The sequence below is a fragment of the Streptomyces nymphaeiformis genome (genome assembly GCF_014203895.1).
GTDB classification, from domain to species: Bacteria; Actinomycetota; Actinomycetes; order Streptomycetales; family Streptomycetaceae; genus Streptomyces; species Streptomyces nymphaeiformis.
In genome coordinates, this window is the sequence record NZ_JACHJY010000012.1 from 279,554 (window position 1) to 295,948 (window position 16,395).

The window sequence follows — 16,395 nt, forward strand, 5'->3', positions numbered from 1 at the left end:
GCTGACAGAACGGGCGTCGGCAGGTAGCGTCACCTGCGGTTCACCCTGGTGGACTAGACCTCAATCCTTCCTTTACTCGGATCGTCCGGCACGTTCCTGCCGGTGAAGGGACGCATCACCATGGCTTCCGTCACGTTCGACAAGGCCACCCGGATCTACCCGGGTGCCACCAAGCCCTCCGTCGACCAGCTCGACATCGAGATCGCGGACGGCGAGTTCCTCGTCCTCGTCGGCCCCTCCGGCTGTGGCAAGTCGACCTCCCTGCGCATGCTCGCGGGTCTCGAGGACGTCAACGCCGGCTCCATCCGCATCGGTGACCGCGACGTCACGCACCTGCCGCCGAAGGACCGGGACATCGCGATGGTGTTCCAGAACTACGCGCTGTACCCGCACATGACCGTCGCCGACAACATGGGCTTCGCGCTCAAGATCGCCGGTGTCAACAAGTCGGAGATCCGCGCCAAGGTCGAGGAGGCCGCGAAGATCCTCGACCTCACCGAGTACCTCGACCGCAAGCCGAAGGCGCTCTCCGGCGGTCAGCGCCAGCGTGTCGCGATGGGCCGCGCCATCGTCCGCGAGCCGCAGGTCTTCCTCATGGACGAGCCGCTGTCGAACCTCGACGCCAAGCTCCGCGTCTCCACCCGTACGCAGATCGCCGGTCTCCAGCGCCGCCTGGGCATCACGACCGTGTACGTCACGCACGACCAGACCGAGGCGCTCACCATGGGCGACCGCGTCGCCGTCCTCAAGGACGGTCTGCTCCAGCAGGTCGACACCCCGCGCAACATGTACGACAAGCCCGCCAACCTCTTCGTCGCCGGTTTCATCGGCTCCCCGGCCATGAACCTGGTCGAGGTCCCGATCGTCGACGGCGGCGTGAAGTTCGGCACGAGCGTCGTCCCGGTCACCCGCGACGCGATCGCCGCCGCCTCCGCCAACGGCGACACCACGGTGACGGTCGGCGTCCGCCCCGAGCACTTCGACGTGCAGGGCGCCACCAGCAAGGACGGCCTGGCCGTCACGGTCAACGTCGTCGAGGAGCTCGGCTCGGACGGCTTCGTGTACGGCACGACCCGCGTCGGCGGCGAGGACAAGGAGCTCGTGGTCCGCGTCGGCGGCCGCGACGTGCCCGCGAAGGGCTCCACGCTGCACGTCGTCCCGCGCGCCGACGAGCTGCACGTCTTCTCGACCTCCACGGGCGCCCGCCTCAGCGGCTGAGGCCGAGCCGGTCCGAAGGACCGGGCCCGAAGCAGCGCCGTACGGCCCCGCATCTGTTGCAGATGCGGGGCCGTTCGTTTAAACGGGCTTACCCCCGAAAACCCCGGCATTCGGGGCCCCGCCGGCACCCCCGCGTCAACACGCAATTCGAAAAGCCGCCTCGAACCATCCCTCGCGAGAGTGACTAAATGTCGCCATATCACTACCGGCCGCTACGCTCGCCTGCGTGACGCACACTGCCCGCCGAATCGGCCGCTCTCTCGCCCTCGTCCTGCCCGTCGTCCTGGTGCTCTCGGGAACGCTCGCGGTGTCCGCCGTTCCGTGGGCCGGCCAGGACTCCGGCACCCAGCTGACGGCGTCCTCCACGGACGTCTCCACCCGGGCCAAGTCCCGTGCCCCGCAGGATATTCTCCGCGACCAGCTCCTCGCAGAGCTTCAGGAGAAGGACCCCGGCGTCGCCCTCACCCACCTCCAGCGCGAGGTGGAGAACCGGCCCTCCCTCGCCAAGCACTGCTTCTCCATCGCCCGCGCCCTCGGCCGCGCCGCCGTCGAGCACTACGGCCCCTCCCGCGCCCAGTCCTTCTCCCGCCCGGTCTGCGACACCTCGTACGCGACCGGCGTGATGCGCGCGAGCTGACCGATTGACGAGGGGACGGGCCGCGAGCTGAACGGCCTGACGCATACCGGGCGCCTATCGTTCCCCGTATGCACACCACTCCGACGCAGGCCGTGGTCCTGGCGGGCGGCCAGGGCTCACGGCTCCGCCCGTACACCGATGACCGCCCCAAGCCGATGGTCGAGATCCCGGGCACCGGGACCCCGATCATCGGCCATCAGCTTTCCTGGCTGGCCGCCGAGGGCGTGACGGACGCCGTCGTCTCCTGCGGCCACCTCGCCGAGGTGCTCCAGGACTGGCTGACCTCCGCGAACCTGCCTCTGAGGGTGACGACGGTCGTCGAGACCGAACCCCTCGGCCGCGGCGGCGGCCTCAAGTACGCCGCCGCGCACCTGCCCCACCCGGACCAGTCCTGGTACGCCACCAACGGCGACATCTGGACCCGCTTCTCGCTGCGCGAGATGGCCGCCTTCCACGCCGAGCGGGACGCCCTCGCGACGCTCGCCCTGGCCCGCCCCCGGATCCCGTGGGGCGCCGTCGAGACCGACACCTTCGGGAACATCACCGACTTCATCGAGGCGCCGCCCTCGCCGTTCCTGATCAACGCGGGCGTGTACGTCTTCGCCGCGGCCTTCACGGAGCTCCTCCCCGAGGTCGGCGACCACGAGCGGGCCACCTTCCCCCGCCTCGCCCGCGAGCGCCGCCTGGCCGGCTTCCCGCTGCCCCACGGCGCCTACTGGCGGGCCATCGACACCGCCAAGGACCTGACGGAGGCGGCCAAGGAGCTCGCCGCCCAGAAGGCCTGACGGACGGCCGTACGAGAACCGACGGGCGCACGAGAAAGGCCGGCACCCCGGTGCCGGCCTTTCTCGTTCCCGTACGTCAGCCCAGCAGGCCGCCGATCGGGTTGTGCGCCCCTCCGCCGGTCGAGCCGCCCTGGGACGGGGTGCTGGTGGAGCCGGTCGAGCCGCCGCCCGTCGTGCCGCCGCCGGTGCTGCTCGGGCTGTCGCTGGTGGACGGCGGGGGCGCCGGCTTCGACTGCGCGGGCGTACGGCTGGTGGTGGTGCCGGTGCTCGTGCCCTGGGTCGAGGTCGGGCGCTGCTGCTCGTGCGTCCGGGTGGACTCGCGGGTCGTCTCCGTGGGCCGGGTGGCCTCCTCGGTCTTCTCGCTGCGCGCGGGCGCCTCGCTGGTCGCGGTGGCGGGCTCGGGCGCGGTGGAGGCGGCCTTCGACGGAGCGCTGCTGGTCGGCTCCTGGGGCAGCGGCTGGCCGGGGAGGTGGTTGATCGGGTCGTCGTTGGGGCCCGGGACGGTGACCATCTCGGTGGAGCGGACGGCGCCGCCGAGGACGGAGCCGACGAGGAGGGTGAGGCCGACGACGACCGCGGCGAGGAGGGTGCTGCGGCGGGTGACCCGGCGGCGCAGGTCCCAGAGTTCGGCGCGCGGGCCGAGGGTGCGCCAGGCCTCGCCGGCGAGGCGGCCGTCGAGGGAGTAGACGGGGGCGCCGGCGATGATCAGCGGGGACCAGGCGGCCAGGTAGATGATGTCGGCCGAGTCGTAGACCGGGACGGTCTTCCAGCTGACGGTCAGCAGGAGCGCGGCGGAGAGCAGTCCGCCGACGACGGCGGCGACCCGCTGCCAGAGTCCGAGGACGGTGAGGACGCCGACGACGACCTGGAGGAAGGCGACGGTGAGTCCGGCGCCGACGGGGTGCTGGAGGGCGAAGTCGCGCAGCGGTTCGGCGAGGGCCCAGGGGTGGAGGGAGTTGAGCCACTTCACCATGGAGCCGCGCTCGCCGCCGTCGAAGTAGACGGGGTCGCAGAGCTTGCCCATGCCCGCGTAGATGGAGATGAAGCCGAGGAAGACGCGGAGCGGGAGGAGGACGACGCCGAGGTTCATCCGGCGGCCGGGGTAGTAGGCGTGCCGGACGTTGTCCTGTCCGTGGCGCTGTGCCGTCCTGCCGTTCGGCGCTTCGTGCCCGTACGGCTCGGTGGGCTCCGGCCGGAGGTCGTACAGCTCGTCGTAGGCGCCCTCGGCGCGGCGCATCGGCGGCAGCAGCGGCGGCGCGGCCTCGGCGGGCACCACGGGGGTGGGCATCGTGGTGTCGATGCGCGGGATGGCCTGGGTGTCGCCGACGCCGTGGCCGCCGTGTCCGACGGGTTCGAGCGTGGAGACGGAGGACTCGCGCACGGCCTGGAGGAGGCCGGTCGCGCCCGGCGCGGACTTCCCGGTCCACACGACGGGGCGGCGGCGGGGGCCGCCCGCGCCCACTCCGGACAGGGCGGCGGTACGGGCCGCGAACTTCGGCTGCGGGGCCGGCGCGAGCCGCACACGGAAGCTGGCGTGGTTCACGATCACCTGGGCGGGATCGGAATCCACCTTGACCATGCTCAGCGCGGGCTGATCGTCGAACCCCGGCCGGGGCGTTCTGGTGTCCACACTCATCTAACCGAGTGATGTGCGGTTAGGACACTGCCTTGACGGTTGCCAAATGTCCGAGGCCCGTCAAGATCACGGCCGGGGCGCGTCCCTCGTTCGGGTCAGCCCATGCGGCGGCGGGCCGCCTCGTAGAGCACGACACCGGCGGCGACGCCGGCGTTGAGCGACTCGGCGCCGCCCGGCATCGGGATGCGGACGAGGAAGTCGCAGGTCTCGCCGACGAGGCGGGACAGGCCCTTGCCCTCGGAGCCGACGACGATGACGACCGGGCCGGCGAGCGCCTCCAGGTCCTGCACCTCGTGCGTGCCCTCGGCGGCGAGGCCGACGACCGCGATGCCGGCCTTCTTGTACTCCTGCAGGGCGCGGGTCAGGTTGGTGACGCGGGCGACCGGGGTGCGCGCGGCGGTGCCGGCGGAGGTCTTCCAGGCGCCGGCGGTCATGCCGGCGGCGCGGCGCTCGGGGATGACCACGCCGTGGCCGCCGAAGGCGGAGACGGAGCGGACGATCGCGCCGAGGTTGCGCGGGTCGGTGACGCCGTCGAGGGCGACGATCAGCGGGTCCTCGTGCTCGTCGTAGGCGGCGTCGGTGAGGTCCTCGGGGTGCGCGTACTCGTACGGCGGGACCTGGAGGACCAGACCCTGGTGGTTCAGCCCGTTGGTCATGCGGTCGAGCTCGGGGCGCGGGGCTTCCATCAGGTTGATGTTGCCGCGCGCGCCGGCGAGCTGGAGGGCCTCGCGCACGCGCTCGTCGTTGTCGATGAACTGCTGCACGTACAGCGTGGTGGCGGGCACGCCGTCGCGCAGCGCCTCGAAGACCGGGTTGCGGCCGACGACCATCTCGCTGGTGCCCTTGGGGCCGCCGCGGCGGGGCGCGGGGCGGCGCTTGGCCGCGTTCCGGGCCATCGCGTTGGAGACGCGGTACGCCTTGTGACCCTTGCGGTCCTCGGCCTTGGGCGTCGGGCCCTTGCCTTCGAGGCCCTTGCGCCGCTGGCCACCGCTGCCGACCGTCGCGCCCTTCTTGTTGGACGTGCGGCGGTTCCTGCGCTGGCTGTTCCCGGCCATGACTACTACCTGTTTCCTCTGCTGACGTACGAAGTCTGTAACTGAAGTGTGCCGCCCGGTGTCCCGAGCGGCACGTCTTCTAACGGTTGCCCAGCGTCCAGCGGGGACCGTCGGGGCTGTCCTCGATGGCGAGGCCTGACTGGTTCAGGTGGTCGCGGATCGCGTCCGCGGTCGCCCAGTCCTTGCGCTCGCGCGCCGATTCGCGCTGCTGGAGCACGAGGCGTACGAGGGTGTCGACGACGCCGTGGAGCTCCTCGCCGCCACCGGTCTCCTCGGCCCAGTGCGGGTCGAGGGGGTCGAGGCCGAGGACGCCGAGCATGGCACGGACCTCGGCGAGGCGGGCGATGGCCTCGTCCTTGTCGTCCGCGGCGAGGGCGCTGTTGCCCTGGCGGACGGTGGTGTGGATGATCGCGAGCGCGTGCGGCACGCCCAGGTCGTCGTCCATGGCCTCGGCGAAGGCCGGCGGCACCTCGGCGGCGGGGGCGACGGTCCGCCCGGCCTTCTCGGTGGCGCGCTGGACGAAGCCCTCGATGCGGGCGAAGGCCGACTCGGCCTCGCGCAGGGACTCCTCGCTGTACTCGATCATCGAGCGGTAGTGCGGGGTGCCCAGGTAGTAGCGCAGGACGATGGGGCGCCAGTTCTTCACCATCTCGGACACGAGCACGCTGTTGCCGAGCGACTTCGACATCTTCTCGCCGCTCATGGTGACCCAGGCGTTGTGCACCCAGTACTGGGCGAACTCGTCGCCGAAGGCCTTGGCCTGGGCGATCTCGTTCTCGTGGTGCGGGAAGATCAGGTCGAGGCCGCCGCCGTGGATGTCGAAGGCGGAGCCCAGGTACTTGTGGGCCATGGCCGAGCACTCCAGGTGCCAGCCGGGACGGCCGCGGCCCCACGGGGTCTCCCAGTCGGGCTCGCCCGGCTTGGTCGCCTTCCACATGGCGAAGTCGCGCGGGTCGCGCTTGCCGGTGATGCCGTCCTCGGCGGGCTGGCGGAGGTCGTCGATGTCCTGGTTGGACAGCTCCAGGTACCCGGGGAAGGAGCGCACGTCGAAGTAGACGCTGCCGTCCGCCTCGTAGGCGTGGCCGCGCTCGATCAGACCCCGCATCATCTCGATCATCTCGGGGACGTGACCGGTGGCGCGGGGCTCGTAGGTCGGCGGGAGGCAACCGAGGGCGTGGTAGCCGTCGTTGAAGGCGCGCTCGTTCTCGTAGCCGATGGACCACCAGGGGCGGCCCTGCTCGGCGCCCTTCTTGATGATCTTGTCGTCGATGTCGGTGACGTTGCGGATGAACGTGACGTCGTAGCCGCGGTAGGCGAACCAGCGGCGCATGATGTCGAAGTTCAGCCCCGACCGGATGTGGCCGATGTGCGGGGCCGCCTGCACGGTGGCACCACAGAGGTAGATCGAGACGCAGCCCGGCGTGAGCGGGGTGAAGTCACGGATCTGCCGGGCGCTGGTGTCGTACAGGCGAATAGTCACCACTCCAGGGTAGTGGGCGTGTGGTAGTGCCCTGCGACCGATTCCCGGCGGCAGGACACGTTTTTCACCGCTGTCGGAGCGATTCGGGGCTGCTACCGGGGCGATACGGGGTAGACGAGGGCGGTCGCGAGGGCGGCGAGGCCCTCGGCGCGGCCGGTGAGACCGAGCCCGTCCGTGGTGGTGCCGGAGACGGAGACGGGGGCGCCCGCCGCCTCGCTGAGCGCCTTCTGCGCCTCGTCGCGCCGCTTGCCGACCTTGGGGCGGACGCCGACGACCTGTACGGCGATGTTCCCGATCTCGTACCCCTCGGCGCGGACGATCCGCGCGGCCTCGGCGAGCAGGGTGACGCCGGAGGCGCCGGACCACTCGGGGCGCGAGGTGCCGAAGTGGGCTCCGAGGTCGCCGATGCCGGCGGCCGAGAAGAGCGCGTCGCAGGCGGCGTGGGCGGCGACGTCACCGTCGGAGTGCCCGGCGAGCCCGTACTCCTCGTCCTCCCAGAGCAGGCCCGCGCACCAGAGCTCGCGGCCCTTCTCGAAGGCGTGGACGTCGGTGCCGATGCCGGTGCGGGGGATCACGGGGATCAGGGGCTGCTCAGAAGCCATCGTTGGCCCTCCTGCGGGCGAGTACGGCCTCGGCGAGGACGAGGTCGAGGGGACGGGTCACCTTGAAGGCCTCTTCGTGGCCGGGCACGACGACGACGGGCGCGCCGAGCCGCTCGACCATGCCGGCGTCGTCGGTGGCGCCCTCACCGGTGAGGGCGATGGTCGCGTGGGCGTTGACCAGGGTGTCGTGGTCGAAGCCCTGCGGGGTCTGGACGGCGCGGAGGCGGGCGCGGACCGGGGTGGCGACGACCTGCTCGGGGTCGCCGGGCTTCTCGGCCGGCTCGACCTCCTTGACGGTGTCGGCGACGGGCAGCGCGGGGACGACGGCGACGGCCCCGTCCCGTACGGCCTCGATGACGGCGTCCACGGTCTCGACGGGGACCAGCGGGCGGGCCGCGTCGTGGACGAGGACGGTGGTGATGCCCTCGGGGAGCGCCTGGAGGCCGAGGTGCACGGACTCCTGGCGGGTCTCGCCGCCGGGGACGACGAGGTAGTCGGTCCGCTCGGGCAGGGCGTGGTCGTCGAGGAGGTTCTTGACCTCGGCGGCGCCGTCGGAGGGGGCGACCACGACGACGAGCGAGACCGCGCGGGAGGCGGCCATCGCGCGGACGGCGTGGATGAGCATGGGGGTGCCGTTCAGCGCGCGGAGCGCCTTGGGGGCGCCCGGGCCGAGGCGTACGCCCCGCCCTGCGGCCGGGATCACCACGGCGGTACGGCTAGGACGCGCTTCGTCTGACATCGGTTGCACTCCGGCAGGTTTGTTTCCGCGGCCGACATGGGTATGGCCTCACCGTGCCGGACGCTCCGCCTTGATCGGGCCCTTTCCGTGACGACGGTCGAGGCGTGGCCGCGTCGGCACAGGGGCTCGGACGTAGAGAAGTTCAGGGGGTGCGGGTTACTTCAGCGGTGCGGTCACATGGACGCGCCGCGTACGTGTGGTGATGTACGCGGACATGCCGCAGCGCCCGGCGACAGCACTGTGTGGATCACAGTACGCCAGCGGGCACCGCGGCATTGCTTCACTGCTCGACCGCTTCAGGTGCGGCTCAGGACGCGAGGACCTCGTCGAGGAGGGCCTCGGCCTTGTCCTCGTTCGTGTTCTCCGCGAGAGCCAGCTCGCTCACCAGGATCTGGCGGGCCTTGGCGAGCATGCGCTTCTCACCGGCGGAGAGTCCGCGCTCGCGCTCACGACGCCACAGGTCGCGCACCACTTCGGCGACCTTGATGACATCGCCGGAGGCGAGCTTCTCGAGATTTGCCTTGTAGCGACGGGACCAGTTCGTCGGCTCTTCGGCGTACGGTGCGCGCAGCACCTCGAAGACCCGGTCCAGCCCGTCCTGACCGACCACGTCGCGAACGCCGACGAACTCCGCATTGTCCGCCGGCACACGAACCGTCAGGTCGCCCTGCGCGACCTTGAGCACCAAGTAGGTCTTGTCCACGCCTTTGATCTGGCGAGTTTCGATGGCCTCGATCAGCGCGGCCCCGTGATGGGGATAGACCACGGTGTCGCCAACCTTGAACGTCATGTGACAGGTACCCCTTCCGTGGCTATCCAGGGTAACACGGATTCGGCTTCTTCTGAATGGCGTTTTCGCAGGTCAGGGCATATCTCGGGGCTTGACAACGGCGACACGGACGTGCTGCGGAGGGCTTCCGGAAGGCGGTATTCGCAGGTCGGAGCGGCTACATCGACGCAGAGAAACGCGCACGTTACACCCATCTGGAGGCCGTCCAGGGAGGGACGATGTCCCGTTTTGTCGGGTTCGGAGTGACCTTCTTCGCGTACTCCGTTCGAGGATCGCCCACCCGTACGGATGCACGCCGGTGCGATTCCTGAAATTGATCAGTGGACATCAAGTGATGCCGGTACGGGATTTTCCGCGGGGGTCGCCGCGGGGAATGCGGGGGCTCCCCCGAATTGATCAAGGCGGTTATGTGAACAACAGGTCAATGGGTCGTGATCCGGCCACGCGGCCGTCGCGCGGAGCGGGGCACGCCGGGCGGCGGAAGGAGTACGACACGGGCAGCCGGGGGACCGCCGTGACCGGTTAGGGGCGGGTCGGGTGCGGGACGCTGAGTGAGGCTCGGTAACCTAAGCGCGCTGACACACCTTTAGCTGTCCCTTAGTTCCCACGCCCGTCCGTACGTCCTAGGAGATGCCGCCGCCGTGAGCCGCAGCCTTCGACGCGGCGCCCTCGCCGCCACCGCCATCGTGTTCTCCGTCGCCGCGCTGTCCGCCTGTGGTGCGGGCAACGACGCGCAGACGCTGCAAGTGCGACCGGACAACGCCGCCGTCACGGTGGACGACGTCAAGATCCAGAACGCGCTGGTCATCACCCAGCCCGAGCCCGGCGTCAAGGGCCCGGCCGCCGTCTCGGCCACCGTCTTCAACAACGGCAGCCTGCCGCAGACCCTCGACTCGATCAGCCTGCCGGGCCTGCGCGCCGCGGTCGTGCTGAAGCCCGCCGAGGGCGCCGGCCCGGTCGTCGTCCCGGCCCACGGCTCCGTCGTCATCGGCGGCGAGGGCAACGCCTCCGCCGTCGTCCTGAACGGCTCCGAGGCCGCCCGCGACGGCGACGCGCAGAAGGTCGTCTTCAAGCTGAGCCGGACCGGCGACGTCGCCCTGAGCGCCTTCGTCGTCCCGGCGAAGAGCTACTTCAAGGAGTACGGCCCGAGCGCCGTCCCGGCCCTCCCGGAGGCGGCCCCGACCGCCTCGGCGACCGCCACCGCGACCGCGACGGCGACGGCGACGGCGACCACCACGCCGACCACTCCGGCGTCGCCCTCGGGCGAGCCGACGACCGCCGGTCACTGAGGTCACCGAGTACGTACGTGAGAGGGGCGCCCCCGGTGGGGGCGCCCCTCTCACGTACGCATACGGCGTGTTTACGGCTCGAGCCCTATCCCGGACGCGCCCCTCGCACTGCGCGGCCCCAGGGGGCCCCGCAGGCATCGGGACGCTGCGCCGGACTCCGTCCGGCCTCGCCGGGCCGGGTCTACGGCTCGAACTTGTAGCCCAGGCCCCGGACCGTCACCAGGTACCGCGGCGCGCCCGGGTCCGGCTCGATCTTGGCGCGGAGGCGCTTGACGTGGACGTCGAGGGTCTTGGTGTCGCCGACGTAGTCCGCGCCCCAGACCCGGTCGATGAGCTGCATACGGGTCAGCACGCGGCCCGCGTTGCGCAGCAGCATCTCCAGGAGGTCGAACTCCTTCAGCGGCAGGTCGACCTTGCCGCCGCCGACGGTGACGACGTGGCGGTCGACGTCCATGCGGACCGGGCCGGCCTCCAGGGCCGCCGGGGTGACCTCCTCCGGCTCCCCGCGGCGGCGCAGCACCGCGCGGATGCGGGCGACGAGCTCCCGCGAGGAGAAGGGCTTGGTCACGTAGTCGTCGGCTCCTATCTCCAGGCCGACGACCTTGTCGATCTCGCTGTCCTTGGCGGTCACCATGATCACCGGGACGTTCGAGCGGCTGCGCAGCTGGCGGCACACCTCGGTACCGGGCAGCCCCGGAAGCATCAGGTCGAGGAGGACGAGGTCGGCTCCGTTGCGCTCGAACTCGTCGAGGCCGTCGGGCCCGGTCGCCGCGACGGCGACCTCGAAGCCCTCCTTGCGGAGCATGTACGACAGGGCGTCGCTGAAGGATTCCTCATCCTCGACGACGAGCACTCGGGTCACGGAAGGACCTCCGGGGCGGGAAGCGGTTCGGTCATGAGATCAGGGGTGGGGGAAGAGGCGGGCCGGCGGTCCCGTACGGCGCCCGCCTCGGGCAGCCGCAAGGTGAAGGTGGAGCCCTGACCCTCGGTGCTCCAGACGGTGACCTCGCCGCCGTGCGAGGCGGCCACGTGCTTGACGATGGCCAGGCCGAGCCCCGTACCGCCGGTGGCACGGGAGCGGGCCGGGTCGACGCGGTAGAAGCGCTCGAAGACGCGCTCCTTGTCCTTGTCGGGGATGCCGATGCCCTGGTCGGTGACGGCTATCTCGATCACGTCGCCGGCGGGCGCGGCGACACGACGGGCGGCGATGCCCACCCGGGTGTGCGCCGGTGAGTAGTTGACGGCGTTCTCGACGAGGTTGCCGAGGGCCGCGGCGAGCTGGCCCCGGCTGCCCCACACGTACAGGTCGGCGGCGCCGCCGGAGACCATGGTGATCTGCTTCTTGGAGGCGGGCTGCCGGGAGCGGTCGATCGCCTCGGCGACGAGCTCGTCCACGGACACCGGCTCGGAGTCCTCCAGCGGGTCGTCGTTCTGCACGCGGGAGAGGTCGATGAGCTCCTGTACGAGGTTGGTGAGGCGGGTCGCCTCGATCTGCATCCGGCCGGCGAAGCGGGTGACCGCCTCGGGGTCGTCGGAGGCGTCCATGACCGCTTCCGAGAGCAGGGAGAGCGCGCCGACGGGAGTCTTGAGCTCATGGCTCACGTTGGCGACGAAGTCGCGCCGTACCGCTTCGATGCGGCGGGCCTCGGTGAGGTCCTCGACCAGGAGCAGCACGAGCCGCGAGCCCAGCGGGGCGACCCGGGCGGAGACGGCGAGGGCCTCGCCGCGTCCGGTGCCGCGCCGGGCCAGGTCCAGCTCGACCTGCCGTATCTCTCCGTCCCGGCGGGTGTCGCGGGCCATGTTGAGCATGGGTTCGACGGCAAGTTTGCCGCCCCGGACCAGGCCGAGCGCGTACGCCGCCGAGCTGGCCTTCACCACGGAGTCGCTCTCGTCGAGGACGACCGCGGAGGAGCGCAGCACGGAGAGCACGGTGTCGACGCCGGGCGGGAGCACGGCGTCGGTGTGCAGAGAGGTACGGGTCGGGCGCGCCTGGTCGCGTTCGCTCCAGCGGAACGCCAGCATGGCGATCACGCCGGTGCACACGCCGGCGATCGCTGCCAATGCGGCGACCGCCGCGTTCACGTCCATGCCTCCAAGGTTATGCGGGGTCGCGGACACTCTCCCAGCCGTCCGAGTGGCTGCTCGAACAGTCGTCGCCCAGAGTTCACCATGGAGACGCGGGTGGTTCATTTGATCGGGGAGCCCGGGTGGCTCGCGTCGCCCAGAGTTCACCTGGGGGAAAGTGCCGGTTCACATCAGGGGGTGGAACCCGACGCACAGGGGGCCGAACGTGGGAGCGTGGGGGTCCGAAGCCCCACCCGGACCCCGGAGTTTTGCGGAAAGAGGGACATCCATGCGGGACGCGTACCACGAGGAACTGGACTCGATCGGCGAGGGCCTGGTCGAGATGGCCCGGCTCGTCGGGTCGGCGATCGGGCGCGCCACGACGGCGATGCTCGACGCGGATCTCAAGCTCGCGGAGAGCGTGATCGCGGCGGACCAGAAGGTCGACGACCTGCAGCACGACCTGGAGGCGCGGGCGATAGCGCTGCTCGCCCGGCAGCAGCCGGTGGCGACGGACCTGCGGATCGTGGTGACCTCGCTGCGCATGAGCGCCGACCTGGAGCGCTCCGGCGACCTGGCGCAGCACGTCGCGAAGCTGGCGCGGCTGCGGTTCCCGGACACTGCGGTGCCGCGGGACCTGCACGCGACCATCCTGGAGATGGGTCAGCTGGCGCAGCGCCTGATGGCGAAGGCGGCGGAGGTCATCATCACGAAGGACGTCGACCTGGCGCTCCAGCTGGAGCAGGACGACGACGAGATGGACCTGCTGCACCGGACGCTCTTCCAGCACCTGATGGACGACCGCTGGAAGCACGGCATCGAGACGGCCGTGGACGTGACGCTGCTCGGCCGCTACTACGAGCGGTTCGCGGACCACGCGGTGTCGGTGGCGAAGCGCGTCGTGTACCTGGTGACGGGTGAGCACGCGGACGAGCTGCAGCCCGCGGACGCGCCGGTGGAGGGCGCATAGGCGCACGGGCGCCGATGCGCCGTTGATGCGCCGGTCCGAGTGGGCATGCAATGGGGGGAGGCGAAGCTCGCCTCGACTAGGGAGGGACCCCATGGCCGAATCCCCCATGACGACCGACTCCACGCCGGAGGCGCCGCGCGAGGCGGTGTACCTGCCGGTGCTCGGCGCCTGCGGCTGCGGCTCGGGCTGCGGCTGCGGCTGCCAGTCGGGCTCGCCGTGCCAGTGCGGGGGCTGCTCGGGCTGACCGATAAGAGGAGTGGGGTGCGACCACGCACCCCACTCCTCTTGTATGCCGGGCTATACGTCGAGCTCTATGTCGAGCACGCCGACGGTCTGCCCGCCGCTGACCTCGCCGGTCGTACGGAATCCCAGCCGCTCGTAGAAGGCGCCGGGGCCGTCCTCGCCGGGCTCCCAGGTCACATAGAAGTGCCGCTCGCCGCGCCGGCGCAGTTCGTCGCGTACGGCCTCGACGGCGAAGCGCCCGTACCCCTTGCCCTGGCCGGCGGCGTCGATGTTGAGCCGCCAGAGCCCGCTGCGCCGGTCGCCGGGGTCCTCGTCCTCGTTCCAGGGGATGTCGAGGAAGGCCATGAGGAAGCCGACGAGCCGATCACCGTCGAAGACCAGCCGGGGCCAGGCGTTCTCCCCGAAGGCGTACGCCTCCGCGAGGGATTTCACGACGGGGGCGACGTTGCGCTCCTGATGGGGGTGGACGCGCAGCGCGAGTGCGGCGTCGATGGTGGCGGGGGTGACCTGCTCCAGGCGGAGTGACGTGCTCATGCGCTGGACGGTAACGGCCCCCCACGGTCCCCGCCCACGATTATCGGACGGGGAGGCGTGCGAGGGGTCCGGGGGAAGCCCGCCGGGCCGGGGCTACGGCTGGAAGAACACCACCGAACGCAGCTTCAGCCTGTCGCTGGCCGGGCGGCCGTGGGGGCGGAGGGTCCAGTCGTCGCCGGAGCAGTCGGGCCCGGTGAAGACGATCGCGTACTCGTCGGTGTCGTTGTGCGGCGCGAACGCGGGCTCGGAGGCGGCCGGGTCGGCGACCTCGGGGAGCGTGACGCACTCACCGCTCGGCGGGTCGAGCAGCGTCGCCCGCTGCGTCTCGCCGCCGAGGCCGACGAAGGAGTAGCCGAACTCGCCGGTGGCGGCCTGGGCGGGGGAGGCCAGGCCGGCGGTGAGGGCGAGGGCGCCGCAGACGGCGGCGAGGGAGTGGCGGAGACGCACGGGGTTCTCGTTTCGATGGAGACGACCAAGGTCGTCCCATCCCTGACCCCGTCCCCCACCCGGTAAGCGGCGCACGGCTGCCGGAAGGTTTCGCCCTCACTCTGACGGCGGAGAGGACCCCGTTACGGGGTGAAGACCTCTTCCAGTTGATGAATCGCCCCGTCGTCCCCGACCTGGTACCGGAAGACGAGCCCCGAGTCGGGGTGGGCCTTCACCCAGTCGATCAGCTCCTGCACGCCGATGCGCTGGTTCTCGGTGCTGGTGACGATCGGGTTGGTGGCGGTGACGTACGCGGCCTGGTCGAGGGCCCAGCGGCTCTCCTCGCCGGTGACGACGAACGGCGCTCCGTCGGAGTCGGGCGACCCGCAGCCCCAAGCCCCGTGCTGGACGACGAGGTTGACCTTCCCGGTGCTGCCGTCGAGCTCCTCGATCCGGTAGAGGGCGAACTCGTGGGGGTCGACCTCGTCGGGCCCGGGCGTCGAGTCGACACAGCCGGCGTCGGCCGGGGTGGGCTTCGGCGCGGACGTGGGCGTGGAGGCGGGCGCGGAAGTCGTCGCGGCGACGGGCTTCTTCACGACGGGAGCAACGGTGTGGACGGCGGTGGGAGCGGTGCCGGGGCCGGCGTCCCCGCCCGATCCGGGAGCGGCGGTACCGGCGGCAGGCGCGGCGGTCGTGCGCGGCGCGGCACCACCGGCGGCGGCACCGCCCTGCTGGCACCCGGTGAGCACGGCGGCCAGCGCACCGGCGGCGAGCACGAGGACGGCGGGTCTGAGACGGTCGGCGTTCATAGGGAAGTCCCCCTGTTCACGGGCGACCACCACACGGCCACCCCTCGCCCGGGAACGTAGCAACGCCGCTCCCCGGACACAGCACCTCGCCCCGCGATGTCACACACCTGGTACCTCCCCAGCACCCGGGCGGAACGAAGAAACCCCCGACCGCGGAGGAACCGCAGGTCGGGGGCCCGTGGGAAGGCGCAGGGGTTACTTCTTCTTGCCCTGGGTCTGGCGGGCCCGTTTTCCACCCCTGGTCAGAGGGTCGCGCACCCCGAGTGACCTGCGATCGAACGGTCGTAGTTGGTCGTTGTTGGTGGCTGCTGGTCGCTGCCGGAGGGCCCAGAGAGGGCCCAGCCAACCCGGCCTGCGGTAGCTGGCCGTTGCGCCGAAGGGCAAGGCTCCGGGCAGGCGCCCCAGCATCGCAGAACACGTTTCATCACCTGCCCCGGTCGTGAAGACTCGGGGCACAACAACCGATAGGGCAGACATGTTGAGCGTCGGCGAATCTGGGCGAGAGGTTGCGGACATCAGCCTCACTCGAAGGCAGGGCGGCAAGGTCGAGGTCTTCCTGGACTGCCTGAGAGGCGCCAAGCTCGGTGACGGCACGGCAGGACTCCACGGCACCCTGCCGGAAGCTGTGGCGCGCGAAATGCTCGTGAAGGCTGTACGCGAGACGCCCTGGCTCCAAGAAGCGCTTGCGGTCGAAATGGTCACGCGGCTGGTGGCCGAGGGAACCGGTGGAGACGACTTCGAAGCCTCGCCCACCAAGACCACTCCGAAGAAAACGGGGCGACCGTCAACGCATTGATGTTGAGGCCCTACTGGCTACTAGCTACTGGTCTACTGGCTAAAGCCCAGCTCAGGAAGGTGGGTGGGCAGTAGAGGGCCGCTCTACTGGCTACTGGAAAGGTTGCCAGTAGCCAGTAGGCAGTGCCGAACACCTGCGGCAGTGTGGAGTTCAGGGGGCGCTTTTCAAGGGGCGGCGACGGCCGCCCCCGTTCACCCACTCTTGAAAAGCCTCCTACTGATCTTTTCGTTAGTTCCATGGGGTTGGCGGGTGGAGGGTAAGGCCCGTGTGGGCGAGGAAGGACCAAGGCAGCTGCGGGTTCTGGTTGATGCGGTGGATGCCC

At 70.9% G+C, this 16,395-nt stretch carries 18 protein-coding genes; 7 read left to right on the top strand and 11 right to left on the bottom strand.

Features of this window, described 5'->3' with window-relative positions; all coding sequences use genetic code 11:
* The first annotated feature begins 120 nt into the window (after positions 1–120).
* The 3 genes from GGE06_RS36090 to GGE06_RS36100 all read left to right on the top strand — a co-directional run bounded on the left by GGE06_RS36090 (position 121) and on the right by GGE06_RS36100 (position 2,640).
* The gene (locus tag GGE06_RS36090; protein ID WP_116165399.1) at positions 121–1,218 is read left to right on the top strand and encodes an ABC transporter ATP-binding protein; all 1,098 of its coding nucleotides are present in this window, start codon (positions 121–123) and stop codon (positions 1,216–1,218) included.
* Positions 1,219–1,444: 226 nt separating this feature from the next.
* Positions 1,445–1,855, top strand: coding sequence for a hypothetical protein (locus tag GGE06_RS36095; protein WP_116159708.1), 411 nt, complete (start codon positions 1,445–1,447; stop codon positions 1,853–1,855).
* Positions 1,856–1,923: 68 nt separating this feature from the next.
* Positions 1,924–2,640 carry a nucleotidyltransferase family protein gene (locus tag GGE06_RS36100; protein ID WP_184932759.1) on the top strand — a complete coding sequence of 239 codons (717 nt, stop codon included), beginning with the start codon at positions 1,924–1,926 and terminating at the stop codon, positions 2,638–2,640.
* Positions 2,641–2,716: 76 nt separating this feature from the next.
* On the opposite strand, the gene GGE06_RS36105 is transcribed toward GGE06_RS36100, so the two are convergent.
* From GGE06_RS36105 to GGE06_RS36130, 6 genes are all read right to left on the bottom strand, one after another.
* Complete coding sequence (locus GGE06_RS36105; protein WP_116159710.1) at positions 2,717–4,276, bottom strand: DoxX family membrane protein; 1,560 nt, start codon at positions 4,274–4,276, stop codon at positions 2,717–2,719.
* A gap of 95 nt (positions 4,277–4,371) precedes the next feature.
* Positions 4,372–5,331 (bottom strand): 23S rRNA (guanosine(2251)-2'-O)-methyltransferase RlmB, encoded by a 960-nt coding sequence (gene rlmB / locus GGE06_RS36110; RefSeq protein ID WP_184932760.1) that lies wholly within the window; start codon positions 5,329–5,331, stop codon positions 4,372–4,374.
* A 79-nt stretch (positions 5,332–5,410) separates the two neighbouring features.
* Positions 5,411–6,811: a cysteine--tRNA ligase gene (gene cysS / locus GGE06_RS36115; protein WP_116159712.1), complete on the bottom strand. Its 1,401-nt coding sequence runs from the start codon at positions 6,809–6,811 to the stop codon at positions 5,411–5,413.
* 92 nt (positions 6,812–6,903) lie between these two features.
* Entirely contained in the window at positions 6,904–7,413 is a 510-nt protein-coding gene (gene ispF / locus GGE06_RS36120; protein ID WP_116159713.1) for a 2-C-methyl-D-erythritol 2,4-cyclodiphosphate synthase, read from the bottom strand.
* Positions 7,403–8,152 carry a 2-C-methyl-D-erythritol 4-phosphate cytidylyltransferase gene (gene ispD / locus GGE06_RS36125; RefSeq protein ID WP_116159714.1) on the bottom strand — a complete coding sequence of 250 codons (750 nt, stop codon included), beginning with the start codon at positions 8,150–8,152 and terminating at the stop codon, positions 7,403–7,405. The genes ispF and ispD overlap by 11 nt, the downstream gene beginning before the upstream one ends.
* 307 nt (positions 8,153–8,459) lie before the next feature.
* Positions 8,460–8,942, bottom strand: a complete 483-nt coding sequence (locus tag GGE06_RS36130) for a CarD family transcriptional regulator (RefSeq protein WP_003953493.1) — start codon at positions 8,940–8,942, stop codon at positions 8,460–8,462.
* Between the two features lie 641 nt (positions 8,943–9,583).
* Here GGE06_RS36130 and GGE06_RS36135 point away from each other — a divergent pair.
* Positions 9,584–10,231 carry a DUF461 domain-containing protein gene (locus GGE06_RS36135; RefSeq protein ID WP_184932761.1) on the top strand — a complete coding sequence of 216 codons (648 nt, stop codon included), beginning with the start codon at positions 9,584–9,586 and terminating at the stop codon, positions 10,229–10,231.
* A 181-nt stretch (positions 10,232–10,412) separates the two neighbouring features.
* Here GGE06_RS36135 and phoP read toward each other — a convergent pair whose 3' ends face one another.
* Both phoP and phoR read right to left on the bottom strand, forming a co-directional pair.
* On the bottom strand, positions 10,413–11,093 hold the full coding sequence (gene phoP / locus GGE06_RS36140) for a two-component system response regulator PhoP (protein WP_116159717.1): 681 nt from the start codon (positions 11,091–11,093) through the stop codon (positions 10,413–10,415).
* The gene (gene phoR / locus GGE06_RS36145; protein WP_116159718.1) at positions 11,090–12,319 is read right to left on the bottom strand and encodes a two-component system sensor histidine kinase PhoR; all 1,230 of its coding nucleotides are present in this window, start codon (positions 12,317–12,319) and stop codon (positions 11,090–11,092) included. Before phoR ends, phoP begins: the two co-directional genes overlap by 4 nt.
* A 265-nt stretch (positions 12,320–12,584) precedes the next feature.
* Here phoR and phoU point away from each other — a divergent pair, with 265 nt between their 5' ends.
* Together phoU and GGE06_RS36155 are read left to right on the top strand one after the other, a co-directional pair.
* Entirely contained in the window at positions 12,585–13,265 is a 681-nt protein-coding gene (gene phoU, locus GGE06_RS36150) for a phosphate signaling complex protein PhoU (RefSeq protein WP_116159719.1), read from the top strand.
* 91 nt (positions 13,266–13,356) lie between these two features.
* Positions 13,357–13,509: a hypothetical protein gene (locus GGE06_RS36155; protein ID WP_184932762.1), complete on the top strand. Its 153-nt coding sequence runs from the start codon at positions 13,357–13,359 to the stop codon at positions 13,507–13,509.
* Between the two features lie 53 nt (positions 13,510–13,562).
* On the opposite strand, the gene GGE06_RS36160 is transcribed toward GGE06_RS36155, so the two are convergent.
* The 3 genes from GGE06_RS36160 to GGE06_RS36170 form a co-directional block, all read right to left on the bottom strand.
* Positions 13,563–14,042, bottom strand: coding sequence for a GNAT family N-acetyltransferase (locus GGE06_RS36160; protein ID WP_116159720.1), 480 nt, complete (start codon positions 14,040–14,042; stop codon positions 13,563–13,565).
* 93 nt (positions 14,043–14,135) lie between these two features.
* Positions 14,136–14,489 (bottom strand): hypothetical protein, encoded by a 354-nt coding sequence (locus tag GGE06_RS36165; RefSeq protein ID WP_116159721.1) that lies wholly within the window; start codon positions 14,487–14,489, stop codon positions 14,136–14,138.
* A 122-nt stretch (positions 14,490–14,611) separates the two neighbouring features.
* The gene (locus tag GGE06_RS36170) at positions 14,612–15,277 is read right to left on the bottom strand and encodes a hypothetical protein (RefSeq protein ID WP_184932763.1); all 666 of its coding nucleotides are present in this window, start codon (positions 15,275–15,277) and stop codon (positions 14,612–14,614) included.
* A 475-nt stretch (positions 15,278–15,752) separates the two neighbouring features.
* On the opposite strand from GGE06_RS36170, the gene GGE06_RS36175 reads away from it, so the two are divergent.
* Positions 15,753–16,073, top strand: a complete 321-nt coding sequence (locus GGE06_RS36175; RefSeq protein WP_184932764.1) for a hypothetical protein — start codon at positions 15,753–15,755, stop codon at positions 16,071–16,073.
* The last annotated feature ends 322 nt before the right edge of the window (positions 16,074–16,395 follow it).